General features: G+C 59.8%; 22 protein-coding genes. 20 read left to right on the top strand and 2 right to left on the bottom strand.

The window, feature by feature from the left end; all coding sequences use genetic code 11:
* Positions 1-78: 78 nt before the first annotated feature.
* The 8 genes from GQX66_RS20735 to rpoS all read left to right on the top strand — a co-directional run bounded on the left by GQX66_RS20735 (position 79) and on the right by rpoS (position 7,295).
* Positions 79-1,191 carry an S-(hydroxymethyl)glutathione dehydrogenase/class III alcohol dehydrogenase gene (locus tag GQX66_RS20735; protein ID WP_085748120.1) on the top strand — a complete coding sequence of 371 codons (1,113 nt, stop codon included), beginning with the start codon at positions 79-81 and terminating at the stop codon, positions 1,189-1,191.
* A 55-nt stretch (positions 1,192-1,246) separates the two neighbouring features.
* Complete coding sequence (gene fghA / locus GQX66_RS20730) at positions 1,247-2,092, top strand: S-formylglutathione hydrolase (RefSeq protein ID WP_085748121.1); 846 nt, start codon at positions 1,247-1,249, stop codon at positions 2,090-2,092.
* A 53-nt stretch (positions 2,093-2,145) separates the two neighbouring features.
* Positions 2,146-2,619 (top strand): 2-C-methyl-D-erythritol 2,4-cyclodiphosphate synthase, encoded by a 474-nt coding sequence (ispF, locus tag GQX66_RS20725; RefSeq protein WP_007954821.1) that lies wholly within the window; start codon positions 2,146-2,148, stop codon positions 2,617-2,619.
* Positions 2,616-3,674, top strand: a complete 1,059-nt coding sequence (gene truD / locus GQX66_RS20720) for a tRNA pseudouridine(13) synthase TruD (RefSeq protein ID WP_011332702.1) — start codon at positions 2,616-2,618, stop codon at positions 3,672-3,674. The genes ispF and truD overlap by 4 nt, the downstream gene beginning before the upstream one ends.
* Positions 3,662-4,411 carry a 5'/3'-nucleotidase SurE gene (surE, locus tag GQX66_RS20715; protein ID WP_085748122.1) on the top strand — a complete coding sequence of 250 codons (750 nt, stop codon included), beginning with the start codon at positions 3,662-3,664 and terminating at the stop codon, positions 4,409-4,411. The genes truD and surE overlap by 13 nt, the downstream gene beginning before the upstream one ends.
* 41 nt (positions 4,412-4,452) lie before the next feature.
* On the top strand, positions 4,453-5,088 hold the full coding sequence (locus tag GQX66_RS20710; RefSeq protein WP_170844894.1) for a protein-L-isoaspartate(D-aspartate) O-methyltransferase: 636 nt from the start codon (positions 4,453-4,455) through the stop codon (positions 5,086-5,088).
* A 211-nt stretch (positions 5,089-5,299) separates the two neighbouring features.
* Positions 5,300-6,181, top strand: a complete 882-nt coding sequence (locus tag GQX66_RS20705) for a peptidoglycan DD-metalloendopeptidase family protein (protein ID WP_085748123.1) — start codon at positions 5,300-5,302, stop codon at positions 6,179-6,181.
* Between the two features lie 106 nt (positions 6,182-6,287).
* Entirely contained in the window at positions 6,288-7,295 is a 1,008-nt protein-coding gene (gene rpoS / locus GQX66_RS20700; RefSeq protein WP_007954831.1) for an RNA polymerase sigma factor RpoS, read from the top strand.
* 489 nt (positions 7,296-7,784) lie between these two features.
* On the opposite strand, the gene fdxA is transcribed toward rpoS, so the two are convergent.
* Positions 7,785-8,108, bottom strand: coding sequence for a ferredoxin FdxA (gene fdxA, locus GQX66_RS20695; RefSeq protein ID WP_007908827.1), 324 nt, complete (start codon positions 8,106-8,108; stop codon positions 7,785-7,787).
* 163 nt (positions 8,109-8,271) lie between these two features.
* The gene (gene mutS / locus GQX66_RS20690; RefSeq protein ID WP_240871025.1) at positions 8,272-10,854 is read right to left on the bottom strand and encodes a DNA mismatch repair protein MutS; all 2,583 of its coding nucleotides are present in this window, start codon (positions 10,852-10,854) and stop codon (positions 8,272-8,274) included.
* A gap of 210 nt (positions 10,855-11,064) precedes the next feature.
* On the opposite strand from mutS, the gene GQX66_RS20685 reads away from it, so the two are divergent.
* The 12 genes from GQX66_RS20685 to GQX66_RS20630 all read left to right on the top strand — a co-directional run bounded on the left by GQX66_RS20685 (position 11,065) and on the right by GQX66_RS20630 (position 20,240).
* Positions 11,065-11,799, top strand: a complete 735-nt coding sequence (locus tag GQX66_RS20685) for an XRE family transcriptional regulator (RefSeq protein WP_085666844.1) — start codon at positions 11,065-11,067, stop codon at positions 11,797-11,799.
* A gap of 512 nt (positions 11,800-12,311) precedes the next feature.
* Entirely contained in the window at positions 12,312-12,728 is a 417-nt protein-coding gene (locus GQX66_RS20680) for a tail fiber assembly protein (protein ID WP_085748125.1), read from the top strand.
* A gap of 129 nt (positions 12,729-12,857) precedes the next feature.
* Complete coding sequence (locus tag GQX66_RS20675) at positions 12,858-13,286, top strand: tail fiber assembly protein (RefSeq protein WP_085748126.1); 429 nt, start codon at positions 12,858-12,860, stop codon at positions 13,284-13,286.
* Between the two features lie 144 nt (positions 13,287-13,430).
* A complete protein-coding gene (locus GQX66_RS20670) occupies positions 13,431-13,622 on the top strand; it encodes a Com family DNA-binding transcriptional regulator (RefSeq protein WP_085748127.1) in 192 nt (63 codons plus the stop codon).
* 4 nt (positions 13,623-13,626) lie between these two features.
* Positions 13,627-14,205, top strand: a complete 579-nt coding sequence (locus GQX66_RS20665; protein WP_085748128.1) for a DUF642 domain-containing protein — start codon at positions 13,627-13,629, stop codon at positions 14,203-14,205.
* A 111-nt stretch (positions 14,206-14,316) separates the two neighbouring features.
* Entirely contained in the window at positions 14,317-14,655 is a 339-nt protein-coding gene (locus GQX66_RS20660) for a phage holin family protein (protein WP_007954843.1), read from the top strand.
* Between the two features lie 74 nt (positions 14,656-14,729).
* Entirely contained in the window at positions 14,730-15,251 is a 522-nt protein-coding gene (locus GQX66_RS20655) for a hypothetical protein (protein WP_102686564.1), read from the top strand.
* Positions 15,252-15,254: 3 nt separating this feature from the next.
* A complete protein-coding gene (locus GQX66_RS20650; protein WP_129973411.1) occupies positions 15,255-15,863 on the top strand; it encodes a phage baseplate assembly protein V in 609 nt (202 codons plus the stop codon).
* A 14-nt stretch (positions 15,864-15,877) separates the two neighbouring features.
* Positions 15,878-16,210 carry a phage baseplate protein gene (locus GQX66_RS20645; protein WP_085683341.1) on the top strand — a complete coding sequence of 111 codons (333 nt, stop codon included), beginning with the start codon at positions 15,878-15,880 and terminating at the stop codon, positions 16,208-16,210.
* Positions 16,207-17,202 (top strand): baseplate J/gp47 family protein, encoded by a 996-nt coding sequence (locus GQX66_RS20640; protein ID WP_240871021.1) that lies wholly within the window; start codon positions 16,207-16,209, stop codon positions 17,200-17,202. The genes GQX66_RS20645 and GQX66_RS20640 overlap by 4 nt, the downstream gene beginning before the upstream one ends.
* Entirely contained in the window at positions 17,199-17,834 is a 636-nt protein-coding gene (locus GQX66_RS20635) for a phage tail protein I (protein ID WP_129973409.1), read from the top strand. Before GQX66_RS20640 ends, GQX66_RS20635 begins: the two co-directional genes overlap by 4 nt.
* Positions 17,835-20,240: a phage tail protein gene (locus GQX66_RS20630; protein ID WP_129973408.1), complete on the top strand. Its 2,406-nt coding sequence runs from the start codon at positions 17,835-17,837 to the stop codon at positions 20,238-20,240.
* The last annotated feature ends 2 nt before the right edge of the window (positions 20,241-20,242 follow it).

Raw genomic sequence — 20,242 nt, 5'->3', positions numbered from 1 at the left:
CCAGGATTATTCATCAAGCAGCGCTGAACTACACTGACTGTCTGGTTTTTTATTCAATCGATTCACTGGAGAGTCAGCATGATCAAGTCGCGCGCCGCCGTTGCCTTCGAGGCCAAGAAGCCGCTGGAAATCGTAGAAGTCGATGTCGCCATGCCCAAGGCCGGTGAAGTGCTGCTGCGCGTGGTGGCTTCCGGGGTTTGCCACACTGACGCTTACACCCTGTCCGGCGCTGATCCGGAAGGTATCTTCCCGTCGATCCTCGGTCACGAAGGCGGTGCCATCGTCGAAGCGATCGGCGAAGGCGTGACCTCGGTGGCCGTCGGCGACCACGTGATTCCGCTGTACACCCCGGAATGCGGCCAGTGCAAATTCTGTAAGTCGGGCAAAACCAACCTGTGTCAGGCGATCCGCGCCACCCAGGGCAAGGGCCTGATGCCGGACGGCACTTCACGCTTTTCCTACAAGGGCCAAACGATTTTCCACTACATGGGCACTTCGACGTTCTCCGAGTACACCGTGCTGCCGGAAATCTCCGTGGCCAAGATCTCCAAAGATGCCCCGCTGGAAAAGGTCTGTCTGCTCGGCTGCGGCGTGACCACCGGTATCGGCGCAGTGATCAACACCGCTAAAGTCAAACCGGGTGACACCGTGGCCATCTTCGGTCTCGGCGGCATCGGTCTGTCGGCCGTGATTGGTGCAGTGAAGGCCAAGGCCGCGCGCATCATCGCCATCGACATCAACCCGGCCAAGTTCGAAATCGCCAAACAATTGGGTGCTACCGACTGCGTGAACCCGAAAGACTTCGATCGTCCGATCCAGGAAGTGATCGTGGACATGACCGATGGCGGCGTCGACTTCTCTTTCGAATGCATCGGCAACGTGCAACTGATGCGCGCAGCCCTCGAGTGCTGCCATAAAGGCTGGGGCGAGTCGGTGATCATCGGTGTGGCCGGCGCCGGCCAGGAAATCTCCACCCGTCCGTTCCAGCTGGTGACCGGTCGCGTCTGGCGTGGTTCGGCGTTCGGTGGCGTGCGTGGTCGTACCGAATTGCCAAGCTACGTCGATATGGCGCAAAGCGGCGAAATCCCGCTGGATACTTTCATCACTCACACCATGGGCCTGGAAGATATCAACAAAGCTTTCGACCTGATGCACGAAGGCAAGAGCATCCGCACCGTCATTCATTTCTGATCAGTCGCGATGCCACGGCTGCCGATATGTAGCCGTGGCTGCGTAGGAGCCCTACATGAGTCTGGAAAACATCTCCTGTCAGAAAAGTTTCGGCGGTTGGCACAAGCGCTATCGCCATCGTTCCGAAGTGCTGGGCTGCGACATGGTGTTTGCTGTGTATCTGCCGCCGCAGGCAGAGCAGGGCGGCAAGTTGCCGGTGCTGTACTGGCTGTCGGGCCTGACCTGCACGGACGAGAACTTCATGCAGAAGGCCGGTGCCATGCGCATGGCGGCTGAATTGGGGCTGATTATCGTGGCCCCGGACACCAGTCCTCGCGGCCCGGATGTACCGGGCGATCCTGACGGAGCCTGGGATTTCGGCCTCGGTGCCGGGTTTTATCTGAATGCCACGCAGGAACCCTGGTCGCGGCACTATCGGATGCATGACTACGTCGTGCAGGAATTGCCTTCACTGGTTGAGGCGCATTTCCCGGCCTCGGACAAGCGCAGCATCAGTGGCCACTCCATGGGCGGCCACGGTGCATTGGTTTGTGCGTTGCGCAATCCGGGTCGTTACCAGTCGGTTTCGGCGTTTTCGCCAATCAACAATCCGATTGATTGCCCGTGGGGCCAGAAGGCATTCACCCGCTATCTCGGCGAAGACCGTTCGAAGTGGCGCGAGTGGGATGCCTGTGCACTGATCGCCGAAGCGGACGAGAAACTGCCACTGCTGGTCGATCAGGGTGACCGCGACGATTTCCTCGCCACCCAGCTCAAACCGGAAGCCCTGCAACAAGCGGCAAAACAAGCGGGCCACCCGCTGACGTTGCGCCTGCAACCGGGCTACGACCACAGCTATTTCTTCATCGCGAGCTTCATTGACGACCACTTGCAGCATCACGCACGCGCTCTAGGCGCCTAACGCCTGACAAAGCAGGTAGAATCACGCCCTGACAAAATTCGGGGCGTTTTTTTATGCGTATTGGCCACGGCTATGATGTGCACCGTTTCGCTGAAGGCGATTTCATTACTCTGGGCGGCGTGCGAATCGCACACGGCTTCGGGCTGCTCGCTCACTCCGACGGTGACGTCCTGCTGCATGCCTTGAGCGACGCCTTGCTCGGCGCGGCTGCGCTGGGTGATATCGGCAAGCATTTCCCGGATACCGACCCGCAATTCAAGGGTGCCGATAGCCGAGTGCTGCTGCGTCACGTGGTCAGTCTGATCCACGCCAAAGGCTGGAAGGTCGGCAACGTCGACAACACCATCGTTGCCCAGGCGCCGAAAATGGCCCCCCATATTGAATCGATGCGCGCGCTGATTGCCGCGGATCTGCAAGTAGAACTGGATCAAGTGAACGTGAAAGCCACCACCACCGAGAAGCTCGGCTTCGTCGGTCGCGAAGAAGGCATCGCCGTGCATTCCGTTGCCTTGTTGCTGCGCGCATGAACGAACTGCAACTGCTCGGCCCGCGGGCCTATGGCGACGCCCTCGGCACCGCGGTACTGAAAGCCATCGCCGAAGATTTCCAGGTCGATGAAGTTCTCGACATTCCGTTCAGCGGTGACGGTGAACACCTGTGGATCTGGGTGGAAAAGCGCGGCCTGAATACTGAAGAAGCCGCGCGCCGTATCGCCAAGGCCGCTGGCGTACCGCTGCGTACTGTGAGTTACGCCGGGCTCAAGGATCGTCAGGCGCTGACCCGCCAGTGGTTCAGCGTGCAGTTGCCGGGCAAGGCCGATCCGGATCTGTCGGCGGCGGAAAACGACACGCTGAAAATCCTCAAGACCACCCGCCACAAGCGCAAGCTGCAACGCGGTGCGCATTCGGCCAACGGTTTCACCCTGCGCCTGACCCAGTTCAATGGCGACAAGGCTGCCATCGACGAGCGCCTGCAACTGATCGCCAAACAGGGCATCCCGAATTATTTCGGTGCCCAGCGTTTCGGCCATGACGGTGGCAACGTGGTCGATGCCCGTTCGTGGGCCGCGCGCAAGGCACTGCCGGAACAACGCAATGTGCGTTCGCGCCTGCTGTCGACCGCGCGCAGTTTTCTGTTCAATCAGGTGCTCGCAGCGCGGGTCGCCGATGGCACCTGGCAGCGTGCCCAGGTCGGCGATCTGCTGGCCTTCACCGACAGCCGCAGTTTTTTCCCGGCCGGTGAAGCCGAGTGCAGCGACCCGCGCTTGGCGATCCTAGACCTGCATCCGACCGGTCCGCAGTGGGGCGAAGGTGACTCGCCGGCGGCCGGGGTTGTCCATGATCTGGAGCAGGGGATTGCCGCACGCGAGGCGGATCTGCGCGATTGGTTGATTAATGCCGGTATGAGCCACGAACGTCGCATCCTGCGGCTGCCCATTGGCGGGTTGACGTGGCATTATCCCGAGCCTGACATTCTGCAACTGGAATTCGTCCTCCCGGCCGGATGCTTCGCCACCGTATTGGTGCGCGAACTCGTTGATCTGGTGCCGGTGGGGCAGACGGACAGCCCATGCGTATTCTGATTTCTAACGACGATGGGGTGACTGCGCCCGGTCTTGCCGCGCTTTATGCTGCGCTGGCGGATTACACCGAGTGCGTGGTTATCGCCCCGGAACAGGACAAGAGCGGTGCCAGCAGTTCGCTGACACTCGACCGTCCGCTGCACCCGCAATACCTGGCCAACGGCTTTATCAGCCTCAATGGCACACCGACCGATTGCGTTCATCTGGGGCTCAACGGTTTGCTCGAACGCCAGCCGGACATGGTGGTTTCGGGTATCAACCTGGGCGCCAACCTGGGGGATGACGTGCTGTATTCCGGAACGGTGGCAGCCGCCCTTGAGGGCCGCTTTCTCGAGCGCCCGTCGTTTGCCTTCTCACTGGTTTCGCGGCAGGTCGACAACCTGCCCACGGCCGCCTACTTTGCGCGCAAACTGGTCGAGGCCCACGCCGGGCTCGATCTGCCACCGCGCACGGTGCTGAACGTGAACATTCCGAATCTGCCGATCGATCACATTCGCGGCATTCAACTGACCCGTCTCGGCCATCGCGCCCGTGCGGCTGCACCGATGAAAGTCGTCGACCCGCGCGGCAAGGCCGGCTACTGGATCGCAGCGGCAGGTGATGCGGAAGATGGCGGGCCGGGCACCGATTTCCATGCGGTGATGCAAGGTTACGTATCCATCACTCCGTTGCAGCTCGATCGCACCTTCAATGATGCCTTCAGAAGTCTCGACGGCTGGCTGGAGGGGCTCAACTGATGGCTCGTGAACAAGACGACAGGCTGCGCAGCGGCATCGGGATGACGTCCCAGCGAACCCGTGAGCGCCTGATCCAGCGTCTGTACGAAGAGGGCGTTTCCAACGCCAGCGTGCTGGAAGTGATCCGCCGCACCCCACGACACCTGTTCGTCGATGAAGCGCTGGCGCACCGTGCCTATGAAGACACCGCGCTGCCGATCGGCAACAACCAGACCATTTCCCAGCCTTATATGGTGGCGCGTATGAGCGAGCTGCTGCTGGAGGCCGGGCCGCTGGATAAAGTACTGGAGATCGGCACCGGTTCCGGTTACCAGACGGCGGTGCTGTCGCAACTGGTCGAGCGGGTGTTTTCGGTGGAGCGCATCAAGGTTCTGCAGGATCGGGCCAAGGAACGCCTGGTCGAGCTCAACCTGCGCAACGTGGTGTTTCGTTGGGGCGATGGCTGGGAAGGCTGGCCGGCGCTTGCGCCATACAACGGCATCATTGTCACGGCAGTCGCCACCGATGTGCCTCAGGCTTTGCTTGATCAACTGGCACCGGGCGGGCGGATGGTGATCCCGGTCGGCTCGGGTGAAGTGCAGCAATTGATGCTGATCGTGCGCGAAGAAAACGGCTTCTCCCGACACGTTCTGGGGGCAGTGCGTTTCGTGCCATTGCTCAACGGTCCGCTGGCCTGAGCATTTGTTTCACGATGCTGAATTCCTGTCGAGTGCGCCTGTCTTACAGCGGCAGCGAATGTTTAAACAGGATGGATCGTCTACAAGCAAACGTGTGCGCCGAGCCATAGCGCTTCTAGAAAGGTAAAGCCGGTTGCGCCCGTTATACTTGCGAAGTTTCATGCCGGAATCGGCATTCCACATTTTTCAGCCACCACAAAGGGAGCGGCGGGTGAGTCTCACAGTCATTGCGCAGCGTATGGGTAACACGAGCTTTCAGCGCCTGGTGACTGGCCTTGTCTTGAGCACCTTGCTGGTCGGTTGCTCCAGCACAAAATCGAGCAACGTTCGGGTCGTCGATCGCAACAATGCGGTGGCCCAGCGTCCGGTCGTGACGACCGGGCAGTATGTAGTCCGTCCAGGCGATACTTTGTTTTCCATCGCTTTTCGCTACGGCTGGGACTACAAAGCCCTCGCTGCCCGGAACAACATTCCTACGCCATACACGATCCATCCGGGTCAGACGATTCGCTTCGACGGACGCACCGGTTCAACGTCGACGGCGGTCGTCACCAACTCCGGCTCTTCAGCGTCTTCGTCCAGCAAAACCACGGTTATCCGGCGCCAGGCAAATGGCACGACAACCACTACGACCACGGGTTCCGGTGCGGCTTCCACGGCGGTTGTACCGTCCGTCGCCAACAAGCAAACCCCCGCTCCGTTGCCTCCACCGGGCCCGGCCCCGACCGGCTGGGGATGGCCATCTAATGGCATTCTGATTGGAAAATTCTCTTCAAACGGTAGTTTGAATAAAGGAATTGATATCGCCGGAGATTTGGGACAGCCTGTTTTAGCTGCGTCTGATGGGACGGTGGTATACGCCGGGAGTGGCTTAAGGGGCTACGGCGAATTGGTCATCATCAAACACAGCGAAACCTACGTCAGTGCTTACGGACACAACCGTCGGCTGTTGGTACGGGAGGGGCAGCAGGTCAAGGTCGGACAGACAATTGCCGAAATGGGGTCAACGGGTACAGACCGGGTGAAACTGCATTTTGAGATTCGCCGACAAGGTAAACCTGTAGATCCGCTGCAGTTCCTGCCAAGACGTTGATTTGCAGACCAGCCTGTTCCGTCGCGTAGAGGGGACAGGCTCCAGCGTTGCCAAGGATAAAGGCGCCGCTTGAGCTTGGGGTCGAACTCACCAAAGGACTATAACAATGGCTCTCAGTAAAGAAGTGCCGGAGTTTGACATCGACGATGAGGTTCTCCTGATGGAGACCGGCATCGATTCGGATTCGATGTCGAATGATGAAGGGGCTGCTCCACCTTCCGTTCGTGCCAAATCCAAACACTCCGCTTCACTTAAACAACATAAGTACATCGATTACACTCGGGCACTCGATGCCACGCAGCTGTACCTCAACGAAATCGGCTTTTCCCCACTGCTCTCCCCGGAAGAAGAAGTTCATTTTGCGCGCTTGTCGCAAAGTGGCGACCCTGCCGGGCGCAAGCGCATGATCGAAAGTAACCTGCGGCTGGTGGTCAAAATCGCCCGGCGTTACGTCAATCGGGGGCTGTCGCTGCTGGATCTGATCGAAGAGGGCAACCTCGGATTGATCCGCGCGGTGGAAAAGTTCGATCCGGAGCGTGGCTTCCGCTTCTCGACCTACGCGACCTGGTGGATTCGTCAGACCATCGAACGCGCGATCATGAATCAGACCCGGACCATCCGGTTGCCGATCCATGTGGTCAAGGAGCTCAACGTGTACCTGCGGGCTGCACGGGAGCTGACGCAAAAGCTCGACCACGAACCTTCACCCGAAGAAATCGCCAACCTGCTGGAAAAACCGGTGGGCGAAGTCAAGCGCATGCTGGGCTTGAACGAGCGGGTTTCTTCGGTCGACGTCTCGCTGGGTCCGGATTCGGATAAAACCCTGCTGGACACCCTGACGGATGACCGTCCGACCGATCCATGTGAACTGCTGCAGGATGACGACCTGTCGCAGAGCATCGATCAATGGCTCTCGGAGCTGACCGACAAGCAACGCGAGGTGGTCGTGCGCCGCTTCGGCCTGCGCGGCCATGAGAGCAGCACGCTGGAAGATGTAGGCCTGGAGATCGGCCTGACCCGGGAACGGGTGAGACAGATCCAGGTAGAAGGCCTCAAGCGCCTTCGGGAAATTCTCGAGAAAAACGGCCTGTCGAGCGAGTCGCTGTTTCAATAAGCCACCCGCATGACCGCTATACAGAAAGCCCCGACTGGTTCGGGGCTTTTTGTTGGCGCACTGAAAGCGGGAGGCGTTCCCACCTTGTAGGTTTGCGTTGTAAGCCTTTGCTGACTGTATCGTAAGTGTTCGTTATTTTTACACTGCCGCTGAAGGCGATTGCGCTCATGGCTGAATCGTAACGCAATGATTTATATGGTTATTTTTTGATGTGAAGGGCTTATGACAGCAGGTTAGTGCGCTGGAGGCCAGTTGCCGCCGGCGGGGAAATCTCTAGTATCTGGGTTGTGTCGACGGATAGACACGCCCTTCAAGGAAGAGGGGAACGGACATCGCAGGAAGCGATTCATCAGGACGATGAGAAGGAACACAGGGAATAGGGAAAAAATGTGGGCGGGTCAAACCGCCCCTTTTTTTTGCCTGAAATAAAGCAAAACCCGCAAAAGCAAAAAGGCCCGCAAGGGGCCTTTTCTTCAAACGCGGGACAGATCAGCGTTCGAGGTCTTTGATCTTGCCTTTGACGCCATCCCACTCTTCGGCATCCGGCAGCGATTCTTTCTTTTCGGTGATGTTCGGCCAGATCTCGGCCAGTTCTACGTTCAGCTGAATGAATTCCTGCATCTCTTCCGGAACTTCGTCCTCGGAGAAAATGGCCACGGCCGGGCATTCCGGCTCGCACAGGGCGCAGTCGATGCACTCGTCCGGGTGAATCACCAGGAAGTTCGGGCCTTCGTAAAAGCAGTCCACCGGACAGACTTCTACGCAGTCGGTGTACTTGCACTTGATGCAGTTGTCGGTGACGACGAAGGTCATTTCTAATTTTCTCCTCAGGCGGCGGCAGCGTTGCCCCTTCACGGTTGGGGTCGCCAGGTTCGGGAGCGATGTCTGCCAGCCAGGCTATTAGCCAGCAGCATCCCAAACCGCGCGAGATTCTAACAGCTTGAAGCCGTTTGCGTTATATCCGGTTCGTCGGTGCTTAGATCCGGTTCTTTAGTGCATAGAGCATTTCGAGTGCACGACGCGGTGTCACGTCATCCAGATCCAGCTTGGCCAATTTATCCAGCACCGGGTGCGGCAGGCTGGCGAACATGTCGCTCTGCTGCGGCGTCGCCGGTTTGCCCTTGACGGCCGGTTTTGGCGCCTCATGCGGCAGCGCGGTATCTTCCAGGCGGCTCAAGTGCTCACGAGCACGTACGATCACTTCGCTTGGCACACCGGCCAACTGCGCGACCGCAAGGCCGTAGCTCTGGCTCGCGGGCCCTGGCAACACATGGTGCAGAAACACAATGCGTTCGTTGTGCTCGGTGGCGTTGAGGTGCACGTTGGCCACCAGCGGTTCGGCTTCCGGCAACACGGTCAGTTCGAAATAGTGCGTCGCAAACAGAGTATAGGCGCGCAGCTGCGCCAGACGCTCCGCCGCCGCCCACGCCAGGGACAGACCGTCGAAGGTGCTGGTGCCGCGACCGACTTCGTCCATCAGCACCAGGCTGCGCTCGGTGGCGTTGTGCAGGATGTTCGCGGTCTCGCTCATTTCCACCATGAAGGTCGAGCGCCCGCCGGCGAGGTCGTCGCTGGAACCGATCCGGGTGAAAATCCGGTCCACCAGCGACATTTCGCAACTGGCCGCCGGCACGAAGCTGCCGATGTGTGCCAGCAGCACGATCAGTGCAGTCTGGCGCATATAGGTGGATTTACCGCCCATGTTCGGACCCGTGATCACCAGCATGCGGGTGTTGTCGTCCAGGCTCAGGTCGTTGGCCACGAACGGCGTGGTCAGCACTTGCTCGACCACCGGGTGACGGCCCTGGGAGATACGCATGCACGGTTCGCTGACGAATGTCGGGCAATTCAGGTCGAGATTCAGCGCACGTTCGGCGAGGTTGCTCAGCACGTCCAGCTCAGCCAGGGCGCCAGCGGTGTCCTGCAACGGCGGCAACTGGCTGATCAGGTCTTCCAGCAACGCCTCGTAGAGCATTTTCTCGCGAGCCAGAGCGCGGCTCTTGGCCGACAGTGCCTTGTCTTCAAACTCTTTCAGTTCCGGGGTGATGAAGCGTTCGGCACCTTTGAGGGTCTGACGGCGGATGTAGTCTGCCGGCGCCGATTCAGCCTGCTTGCTTGGCAATTCGATGAAGTAGCCATGAATGCGGTTGTAGCCGACTTTGAGATTGGCGAGGCCGGTGCGGGCCTTTTCACGGGCTTCCAGATCGATCAGGAACTGGCCGGCGTTCTCGCTCAGCGATTGCAGTTCGTCTAGCTCGCTGTCGTAACCGGTTTTCAGCACGCCGCCGTCACGGATTACCGCTGGCGGGTTGTCGATGATGGCTTTTTCCAGCAGCGCCGCTAGTTCCGGGTAAGTGCTGGTGGTGGTCGCCAGACGTTGCAGGTGCGGCGCCTCGAGATCCATCATCGCCACTTGCAGTTCAGGCAGCGCACCGAGCGCATCACGCAGGCGAGCGAGGTCGCGAGGGCGAGCATTGCGCAGGCCGATCCGCGCCAGAATCCGCTCGATGTCGCCGATCTCCTTGAGTTGCGGTTGCAGGTTTTCAAAACGATAGCGGTCGAGCAGGCAAGTGATCGAGGTCTGGCGAGCCAGCAGCACAGTCAGGTCGCGCAGCGGACGGTTGAGCCAACGGGTCAGCAAACGGCTGCCCATGGCCGTCTGGCAACGGTCGACCACCGATTGCAGGGTGTTGTCGCGGCCACCGGCCAGGTTGGTGTCGAGTTCGAGGTTGCGGCGGCTGGCGCCGTCCAGCACCACGGTGTCGTCTAGCCGCTCATGGCGCAAGCTGCGCAAGTGGGGCAGGGCGGTGCGCTGGGTTTCCCTGGCATACGCCAGCAGGCAACCGGCGGCGCCGATCGCCAGGGTCAGGGTTTCGCAGCCGAAGCCTTTCAGGTCCTGGGTGGAGAATTGCTGACAGAGGCTTTTCAGCGCCGAGTCGCGCTCGAAATCCCACGGTGCACGACGACGTACCCCACGGCGTTTTTCCGCCGGCAAATCCTTCGGCCAATCATCCGGGATCAGCAACTCGACCGGGTTGACCCGTTCCAGCTCCGCCAGCAGGTTTTCCCAGCCCTTGATCTCCAGCACGGTGAAATTGCCGCTGGTGATGTCCAGCACAGCCAGGCCGAACAGGCGCTCGTCGCCCAGCACCGCCGCGATCAGGTTATCGCGACGCTCATCCAGCAACGCCTCGTCACTGACCGTACCCGGGGTGATGATCCGCACCACCTGACGTTCCACCGGGCCTTTACTGGTGGCTGGGTCGCCGACCTGCTCGCAGATCACCACCGACTCGCCGAGCTTGACCAGCTTCGCCAGGTAGCCTTCCGCCGCGTGATACGGAATCCCGCACATCGGAATCGCCTGCCCTGCCGACTGCCCGCGCGCGGTCAGGGTGATGTCCAGCAACTTGGCCGCCTTCTTCGCGTCCTCGTAGAAGATCTCGTAGAAGTCGCCCATGCGGTAGAACATCAGCTGGTCCGGGTGCTGATTTTTCAGGCGCCAGTACTGCTGCATCATCGGAGTGTGGGAGGACAGGTCGGAGACGGCTTTATTCATCGGATTGTCAGGCAACTCGTTCAAAGGTATGGGGCAAAAGCGCGTCAGTGGCCGGGCTTTTCCGCGATGGGCGCAAGGTTACCATGGGCGGTCTGTCGGACGCAGGCATCGCGGTCGGGTGACATGCATCGGTGGTAAAAAGGTCGACTATGCACGATTTATGCAAATCAGCATTTGTCTTCCCGAAAAACTTCAAGCACTATGCGCGTTATGCAAAAACGCAACGTATCTACCGTCTTAAGAGCACTGCTCGACCAGCACGGGATCTCCCCCACGGAGCTCCACCGTCGCACCGGCGTGCCTCAATCCACGCTCTCGCGGATTCTCAGCGGGAAGATCGTCGATCCTTCGGATAAACATATCTCGAAGATCGCCGAGTACTTCGCCGTGAGCACCGATCAGTTGCGCGGGCGCGCGGATGTTGCGCCTGCCGCCAACGGCGGACGCGACGAGTTGCATTCTGAACTCAAGGACATAAGCCTGTGGGACGACGACACCCCCGTCGATGACGATGAGGTGTCGGTGCCCTTTCTTCGCGAGGTTGAATTGGCTGCTGGATCAGGAAGATTCGTCATCGAAGAGAGCGAACGCTCCAGCCTGCGCTTCGGCAAGCGCAGCCTGCGCCATAACGGTGTGCAGTTCGATCAGGCCAAATGCGTGACGGTACGCGGCAACAGCATGTTGCCGGTGCTGCGCGACGGCGCCACGGTCGGGGTCAACGCCGGCAAGTGCGGGATCGGCGACATCATCGATGGCGACCTCTACGCCATCAACCACAACGGTCAACTTCGGGTGAAACAGCTCTATCGCCTGCCTACCGGTATCCGTCTGCGCAGCTTCAACCGCGATGAACATCCGGACGAGGACTACAGCTTCCAGGATATGCAGGAAGAGCAGATCGTCATCCTCGGTCACGTCTTCTGGTGGGGCATGTACGCCCGGTAACCTGATTTCTTTCTGACAAAACCCGCCTCGGCGGGTTTTTTTTCGCCTGTAGAAAACCGGGCAACCCTTGATTGGCGGGGCTTCCATGCATCCGCGCATTTCTCGTGCATAAATAAATGCATTTACGCATTGACTGTATATGCATCCATGCATATTCTTGCCACCAAGCCGCTCGACAAAGCGGCTGGCAACAACAGCTCTTTAGTTCCACAAGAACAGGCAGCGATGAACCGGCCTCAACGGTTCAGAGGGTTGGCAACTGACCCGGGTGTGCAGCGTAAAGCACCAGAAGCAGTTATCCGGCGGGCAGGGACCGCGGTCGGAAAAACAATTTGAATGGACTCGTACCGCGCCAGTAGCGCCGAAAAGTCAGCTTCCTTCACGAACACAGGATTGAAGGAAGGCAAAGGAGTGCATTACTGAAAAGCCCGGCGGATTGCCGGGCTTTTTGGAATGCCTTCTGGGCAGAAACAGAAATGCCGGGAGGCCGGCAATCAAAAAGGATGATGACCATGAAGAAGTACGTGCGTGTTGTGGATGGCAAAGTCGACAACATCTTCGAAACCAACAACCCGATCACCGACGATTTTCCGGCGAGTCAAGTCTGGGTGGATGTCACCGCATTGCCAAAGATCGACTACTCCTGGAACGCGGTGAATACCGATGGCGTCTGGACCTTTACCGACAGCGATATGTGGGGTCAGCCATCGCAGTTGTCGATGCAGCTGCGCGCCGAACGCTCCCGCCGATTTGATCGAGTCAACGCCACTCTGCTGGCTACCGCCCTGGAGCAGAAGGTTGAGCTGGGTCTGGCGACGCCTGCCGATATCGCGGGGTTGCAGGCTTACAAGCAGTTTTTCGTTGATATGAGCAACGTCAACAAACAGCCAGGTTACCCGCTGGCAATCACCTGGCCTGAAGTTCCATAAATCACCGTTTCATGACTCTGCATAAGGACCGCATGACTGAATGACCCGGCGTATAGCCGGGCTTTCTGGATTGCCTGTCCGGCAGGAACGGAAATGCCGGGATTCCGGCAATCAAAAAGGACGATAAGAATGAATCGATACGTTTTCATCACGATGCCCAATTCCAAGGTTTATCGGGTGGTTGATACCGACGAAGGGATGCCGGTCAGCTTTCCTGACGGATTGGGGGGGCTGTGGGTGGATGCCACAGGAAACACGGAAGTCGTGGTCGGATGGAATGCCCGACTGGTCAACAACCAGTGGGAGTTGCATGCACCCACTTTCGAAGAGGTGGCAAGCCAGGTCAAGTTCCTCGCCACTGAGAAGCTATCGAATGCCAAAGGTTGGCTGACGTTCAACCCGCTGGATTACAAGCAGGATCTGGGCATCGCAACGCCGGAGGAAGAAGCGGCGTTGCTGGCTTACAAGCAATACGTCATCGCCGTGTGCGATTACAGGAATCAACCGGGTTACCCGTACACCATGATTTGGCCGACAGAGCCTTTTTCGCTGGTTTGAATCGACGACCCGATTGTTCTGGTCTGTATGACCGAAAAGCCCGGCCCCTGCGCCGGGCTTTCTGGAATGCCTGCCTGAGGCAGGCGCTTCAACAAGGTTTCGCGGCATGAGCAAGGCCACGCAGAGAATCAAAAGGATTTGTCGATGTTGAAAGAGTGCCGCTGCGGCCATTGCAAAAGACTGCTCGCCCGGGTGGGCGAGTACACAGAACTCCAGATCAAATGTTCCCGCTGCGGAACGTTGAATCATGTGAAGGCCGCGAGCCCCGAGCGATCGCCTGTGAGCGACATGCGTGCTGCATCGTCAGCACAACCTGATCAATCTCCTCATAGGTAAAGACATGAACATTCTCAAGAAATACGTAGCACCGTTTCTCGCTGTTGCACTGCTGGGCAATGGCGGCAGCGCAATTGCCGCCAACCTCCTGGTGAACGGCAGCTTTGAACAATCGACATGCGGTGGTGGCTGCATTCTGGACACCCCGGCAAAAACCAATGCCATCACAGGCTGGACGACGTTCCTGTCCGGTGCCGAATACTTCAACATGCCCAATGCCATCGGCGGTTCTGTGGCAGCAGATGGCGTGATGATCGTCGACCTGGCCAACTACGTTTATGGCAACGGTGGCGGGATTCAGCAGAATTTCGCGACCACTCCGGGCGCCAAGTACCGTCTGACTTTCAGTGCCGGCAACTCCCGATTTGCCAGCCGCTCCGGCGACGGTGTCATTCAGGTGAAAGTGGCCGGGCAAACCGCTACGTTCAACACACCGACAGCCAAAGGCGTCGCGGTCGAGTGGAGCACCGTCACTTACGAGTTCACCGCGATTACCGCGCAGACAACTCTGGCGTTTTCCAACGAGCAGAACCCGTACGCCAACTACGCCTTCATCGACAACGTCATTGTCGAGCGCCTGTAACTGCTGCATGCGCGGAACCTGTCGCTGTTCTTCCCCGCATCAGAGGCGACACCCGTCCGGTGTCGCCTCTTCACTTTCTCTTCATTCATCAACGCTTTCAGGAGGCGTGACATGACAAACGAGCAACAAGCGTTGCTGGACATGCCAATCTGGCTGGTCATCCTCCTTGCCGTGGCGGGCGGGGTGTCCGGCGAAATGTGGCGCGCCGACAAGGAGGGCGCCCGCGGCTGGCCGCTGCTGCGGCGGCTTGCCTTGCGCTCCGGTGCCTGCATGATCTGCGGCGTGTCGGCAATCATGCTGCTGTACGCCGCCGGCATGTCGATCTGGGCCGCCGGGGCATTTGGTTGCCTCACTGCAATGGCCGGTGCCGACGTCGCCATCGGCCTTTACGAACGCTGGGCTGCCAAGCGCATCGGCGTCTGCGAAGTTCCGCCGCGCGACCCGCAATAACCCATTCACTTTCCTGTCTCGCTGCACGCCGTGCGGCAGGACTTCGCGTGGACATCAGAAAAAGGAGGTCAAGCATGCCCACACCGATCCAGCAGCCTTCGCAGTTGTTCACGGCGATGGCGACAGCCTTGCGCAACAGCTCCGATCTGAACGTGCAGGTCGGTAATCACGATGACTTCACGGCCCCCGGCGACAAGGCCTGGGTGTTGATCGATATCGAACGCAATGCATCGGGAGAGCGCGCCGCCAACGGACGGATTGCCCATGTGCTGACGCTGTCGCTGCAAGTCATTCCGGCGCTGTCCGCCACGGCATTTGCCGCCTGTGATCTGATCGCCGCGCTGAAGAACCTGATCACCGACAACCGCTGGGGCTTGCCCGGCGAGCAATGCGATCTGCCGATGAACATCGATGGAATGCCGTCATTGCTCGTCCACGCCGATCAGCCAAACAAAGCCTGGACGCTGTCGTTCAACCAGACCCTCTACCTGGGCCCGACCCTGCTGGACGACCCGCTCGGCACACCGAAATTCGCCCGCACCTGGGAAGTCAGCGACATCGACGATCCCGACCAATACACCTCGCTGGAGGCCTGATCGATGTTCGACGCATTACTGCGAATGCACATGGCACCGATCATCGAGCGCCTGGCGGAAATGGAAGCGGAGATTGAAGACCTGCACCGGCGTGCCGAGAGTTATTGCCGCATCGGCATCTGTCAGGAGGTTGATGCGGGCAGCAACACTTGCCGAGTCAGCCACGGTGGTCTGCTGACGCCGGCCATCAAATTCTTCAACCCCAGCGCCGGCGCGCAGAGCGAGTCGCGGATCCCGACGGTGGGCGAACAGTGTCTGCTGTTCAACTACGGCAGTGGCGAAAGCGGTGCGCAGAGCGTGGCGTTGTTCGGCCTGAACAGCGACCGCTTTCCGCCTACCTCGACGGTGCCGACGTTGACTCGTCGCGTCCATCAGGACGGCAGCGAAAGCGGCTACGACGACGCCACGCACACCCTGCACTGGCAAAACGGTCCGGCAGCTTTCAACGGTTCTCGCGAATCGCTTGAGCTGAGCATCGGCCCCGCGCGGCTGGCGATGACGCCCCAGTTGATCAACCTGCAACTGGGTGCTGTCGGGCTGACCATCGACGCCTCGGGCGTGCATTTCAGCGGCCCGCTGGTGGATCACCAGGGTCGCGTCATCAGCCCCTGAATCAAGAGCTTCCCATGATCGGAATCGATAGAGACAGCGGGGCCACGGTCGACGACTGGCTGCAATTCGTGCAGCGCGCGACACGAGCCCTGACCACGCCGCTGGGCACCCGGCAAAAAAGGCCCCTTTATGGTTCGTTGATACCCACGCTGCTAGGGCAAAACCTGGGCGACGACATCCTGTTGCTCGCCCAGAGCCACGCAGCTCAAGCGTTCTACAACCCGCAAAACGGCATCAGCGATTTTCAGCCCGGCGTGATCGTCGCCACCCGACAGGGCGCGGGTTTGCTGTTGCGATTTGCCGGCACCTGGAAAAACCGCCAACAGACTTTCGAGGTCGTGACATGAGCATGTTGATCCCTGGCCAGAACCAGTTGGCCGAACCGTCGCTGATCACCGTCGACGTTTTCGAAGACTTGCTCGCCGAGTTCAAGAAGTTCGTCGTCGAGTATGTCGGCGCGCGTTCGCCGCAGAGCGCGGCCAAACTCAAGGCCAGCCTGGAGAACGAAAGCGAACTGCTGACACTGGCGCTTGAGGCTTTCTGCGTTCGATTGCAAACCCATGAACGCAAATACAACGCCCGGATCAAGCAGATGCTGGCGTGGTGGGCAACGGGCAGCAATCTAGATGCGCGGTTGGCGGACATGGGCCTGGAGCGACAGTTGCTCGATCCGGGCGACCCGGCGGCATTCCCGCCGGTGCCGGCGATATACGAGAGCGACGACGACGCGCGGCTGCGTTATTACCTGGCGCCCCACGCTCCGGCGGCGGGTTCGCGGATGCAATACCGCCGCGAGGTGTTCACCTTGGGCGAACGTCCGACGGTAAAAGTCGAATCCACCGATGCCGGTGTCGTGAACGTCACTTATACCTTCGCCCGGGACGGTCTTGCCGCGCAGGTCAAGGACGGCAACGGTCGCCGCACGGCGCCTGGCGAAGTGCAAGTCACCGTGCTTGCCCGCGAGGGCGACGGTACGCCGTCCCCGACCTTGCTTGAAGGCGTGCGCCAACACTTTTCCCGGCCCGACGTCTGTCCGGAAACCGACAAGGTCACGGTCAAAGGCGCAGAGATTCAGCGCTACAAAATCCGCGTCGTGGCGAAGATCAATTCCGGTCCGGATTCGGGCCTGACCAAGGTCGCCGCGCAGCAACACCTGCAGGCCTACGCCGACAGTTGCCATCGCCTGGAAGGCCGGGTCGATCCGAGCTGGATCGACTACACGCTGCACAGCGCCGGCGCCGTGCAATTGCAGATTCTTGAACCTCTGGATTCCGTTGTGTGCTCGGCGTTTCAAGCACCGTACTGCACGGCGGTCGAGGTCGAGGTGCAGACGCTATGACCGATCAGACACCGCGTCCGACCCTGCTGCCAGCCAACAGCTCGGCGCTGGAACGGGCCCTCGACATCGGCTTCGGCGCACTACTTGATCGCGTCGCGCCGCCGTTTCCCGAACTGATGAATCCGGCTTCAACTCCCGTCGCGTTCCTGCCGTATCTCGCGGCAGATCGTGGTGTTGCCGAATGGAGCACCGACGCACCGGAAGCGGAAAAACGCCTGACCGTCGAACTGGCTTGGCCCACCGCGCGCCAGGCCGGCACTCGCAAGGCGCTGGAGAACGCCGCCAAGGGTTTGCAACTCAGGCCGGAAATCCGCGCCTGGTACGAACAGATCCCGCCCGGCGAGCCTTACAGCTTTTCCGTGCGGGCCTTCACCGAACAACCCTACAGCGAAGCCATCGACGCCCGTCTCGACCGACGCCTGGCCGATGCCAAGAGCGAACGGGACGTGCTGTCGGTGTCTGTCGGCCTCAGCGCCTTCGGCAATCACGTCATCGGCGCCGCGACCTTCTGCGGTGAGCTGACCACGGTGTATCCGGTGTTCCTCGAAGGGCTCGAGACATCCGGTGAGGCCTTCATGGCGGCGGCGCTATACACCGTCGAAACATCCACTATTTATCCTCAGGGGGCCTGAATGGCTGACTATTACACCCTGCTCACCAACGCAGGGATTGCCTACGAAACCGCCTGCAAGGCGGCGGGCGTACCGATCAAGCTGACGCAGATTTCCGTCGGCGACGGCGGCGGCGCGGTCTACAACCCGGCCGCGACGGCTACTGCGCTTAAACGCGAAGTCTGGCGCGGTCCGCTCAATGCGCTGTTCCAGGACGAGAAGAATCCGAGCTGGCTGCTCGCGGAAGTGACCATTCCGCCGGACGTCGGCGGCTGGTATGTGCGTGAAGCCGGGCTGTGGACCGACACCGGGATTCTCTACGCCATTGTCAAATACCCGGAGTCGTTCAAGCCGGTGCTGGCCACGTCCGGCTCGGGCAAAGAGTTCTACATCCGCTCGATTTTCGAGACCAGCAATGCCGCGCTGGTGACGCTGCTGATCGATGACACCGTGGTCAAGGCCACTCGGGCGTGGGTCATGAGCTACCTCGCCGAAGAACTCGGCAAGCTAGATGGCAAACAATCGGTGCGCGTCGCCGCCACCGCCAATGTGGTGTTGAACGGTGCGCAGCAGATTGACGGTGTGGCGGTGGTTGCCGGTGACCGTGTGCTGTTGCCGAACCAGACCCTGGCCAAGGACAACGGCCTGTGGATTGTGGCCAACGGTGACTGGACTCGAGCGAATGATGCCAACGTCAGCGCCAAGGTCACCCCGGGTCTGACGGTGATGGTGGAAGAGGGCGCGCTCAACGGCGATTCGCTGTGGCACCTGACCACCAATGCGCCGATCACCCTCGGCACCACTGCGCTGACGTTCAAGATGCTGGCAGGTCGTACCGGGATTGCCGCCGGGACTTACAAGAGTCTGACGGTCGACGAATATGGCCGCGCAACTGGCGGCTCGAACCCCGACACATTGTCCGGTTTCGGCATCAAGGATTCGTACACCAAGGCTGAAGTCGAGGCGCTGATTGCCAAGGCCTCGGCATTGCCGGTGGGGTCGATTGTCGCGTTCCCGGTTGACTCGCCACCGCCGGGCTTTCTGGAGCTGGACAACAGCGTCAAGAGCAGCGCGACCTACCCGGACTTGAGCGCCTATCTGGGTGGCAAGTTCAACAAAGGGGATGAGGGTGTCGGGAATTTCCGCTTGCCTGAAGCGCGTGGGGAGTTCTTGCGGGGTTGGGATCATGGGCGTGGGGTGGATGCCGGGCGTGGCATTGGCAGTTGGCAGGCTGATGACAACAAGGCACATACGCATACAGCCGTTGGTACGATTTACTCGTATGGTCATTTGGCGGCTGGTCCAGGGCGTGACTTTCAGAGTTCCAATGTCACTACTTCCTCGGCGGGCGGTTCAGAGGCGCGTCCACGCAACATCGCCGTCATGTGGTGCATCAAAGCCTGGAACGCGCCGGTCAATCAGGGAAACATCGACGTAGCGGCACTGGTCAAGGAAGTTTCCCGGCTTGGATCTGCCGTTCCGGTGGGTGCCGTCATGGCGTTCCCGACGGGGATCGTTGCGCCTGGTTTTCTTGAGCTGGATGGCAGTGTGCAGAGCATTGCAACCTATCCGGATCTGGCGGCGTATCTTGGCACCACTTACAACAAAGGTGATGAGGGGGCCGGAAACTTCCGGTTGCCTGAAGCACGTGGTGAGTTCCTGCGAGGTTGGGATCACGGACGCGGTGTCGATGCAGGCAGGGCAATCGGCAGTTATCAACTCGACTCGCTTCAGAACATCACAGGGCAGTATTCCGCGAACAACGGTGTTCAGCTTGCAGCAACGGGCACGGTCGGCGGCGCTTTCAGTGCGACAGCGGCAGGTGGGACGCAACTCCCCGCAGGCACAGCCTCTACCGGTGTCATCAATATGTCGTTCGATGCTTCGAGGGTGGCACGCACTTCGACAGAAACCCGCCCACGCAACCTGGCAGTGATGTGGTGCATCAAGGCCTGGAACGCGCCGATCAATCAGGGAAGCATTGATGTCGCTGCGTTGTCGGTGCTGGCGCAGCAAGCGACCGAAAGCAATCAAGGCACGGCAAAAGTTGCTACTCAGGTGCAGGCTGATGCAGGTGTGGATGACACGACTATCGTGACGCCGAAAAAGCTTCGTTGGGGGTTTCAGATCCTCAAGGCCGCAAATGGCTACGTCGTTTTTCCAACATGGTTGGGTGGTTTCATCCTTCAGTGGGGCTACGCCTCGATTCCCGCTGTATCAACGGCAGTGCCTTTTACGTTGAGCTTCCCCAATGCCTGTTTGGGTGTTCAATCCACACCGTTCAACGTTTCGGGGGCGGCGGATGTCATTGAGCTTTCAGGCCTGCCTTCGAAAACCGCATTCACAGCCGTCGGCGTCAGCTCCGGTGTTTCGGGAGCACCATTGCAAACAGCCACAAACTTCTTTTGGCTCTCGATTGGACATTAAAG

The organism is Pseudomonas sp. B707 (assembly GCF_022496685.1).
In the GTDB taxonomy this organism is placed as follows: Bacteria; Pseudomonadota; Gammaproteobacteria; order Pseudomonadales; family Pseudomonadaceae; genus Aquipseudomonas; species Aquipseudomonas paraglycinae.
The sequence above is the reverse complement of the archived record's forward strand: the minus strand, read 5'-3'. Positions and strand labels throughout refer to the sequence as shown.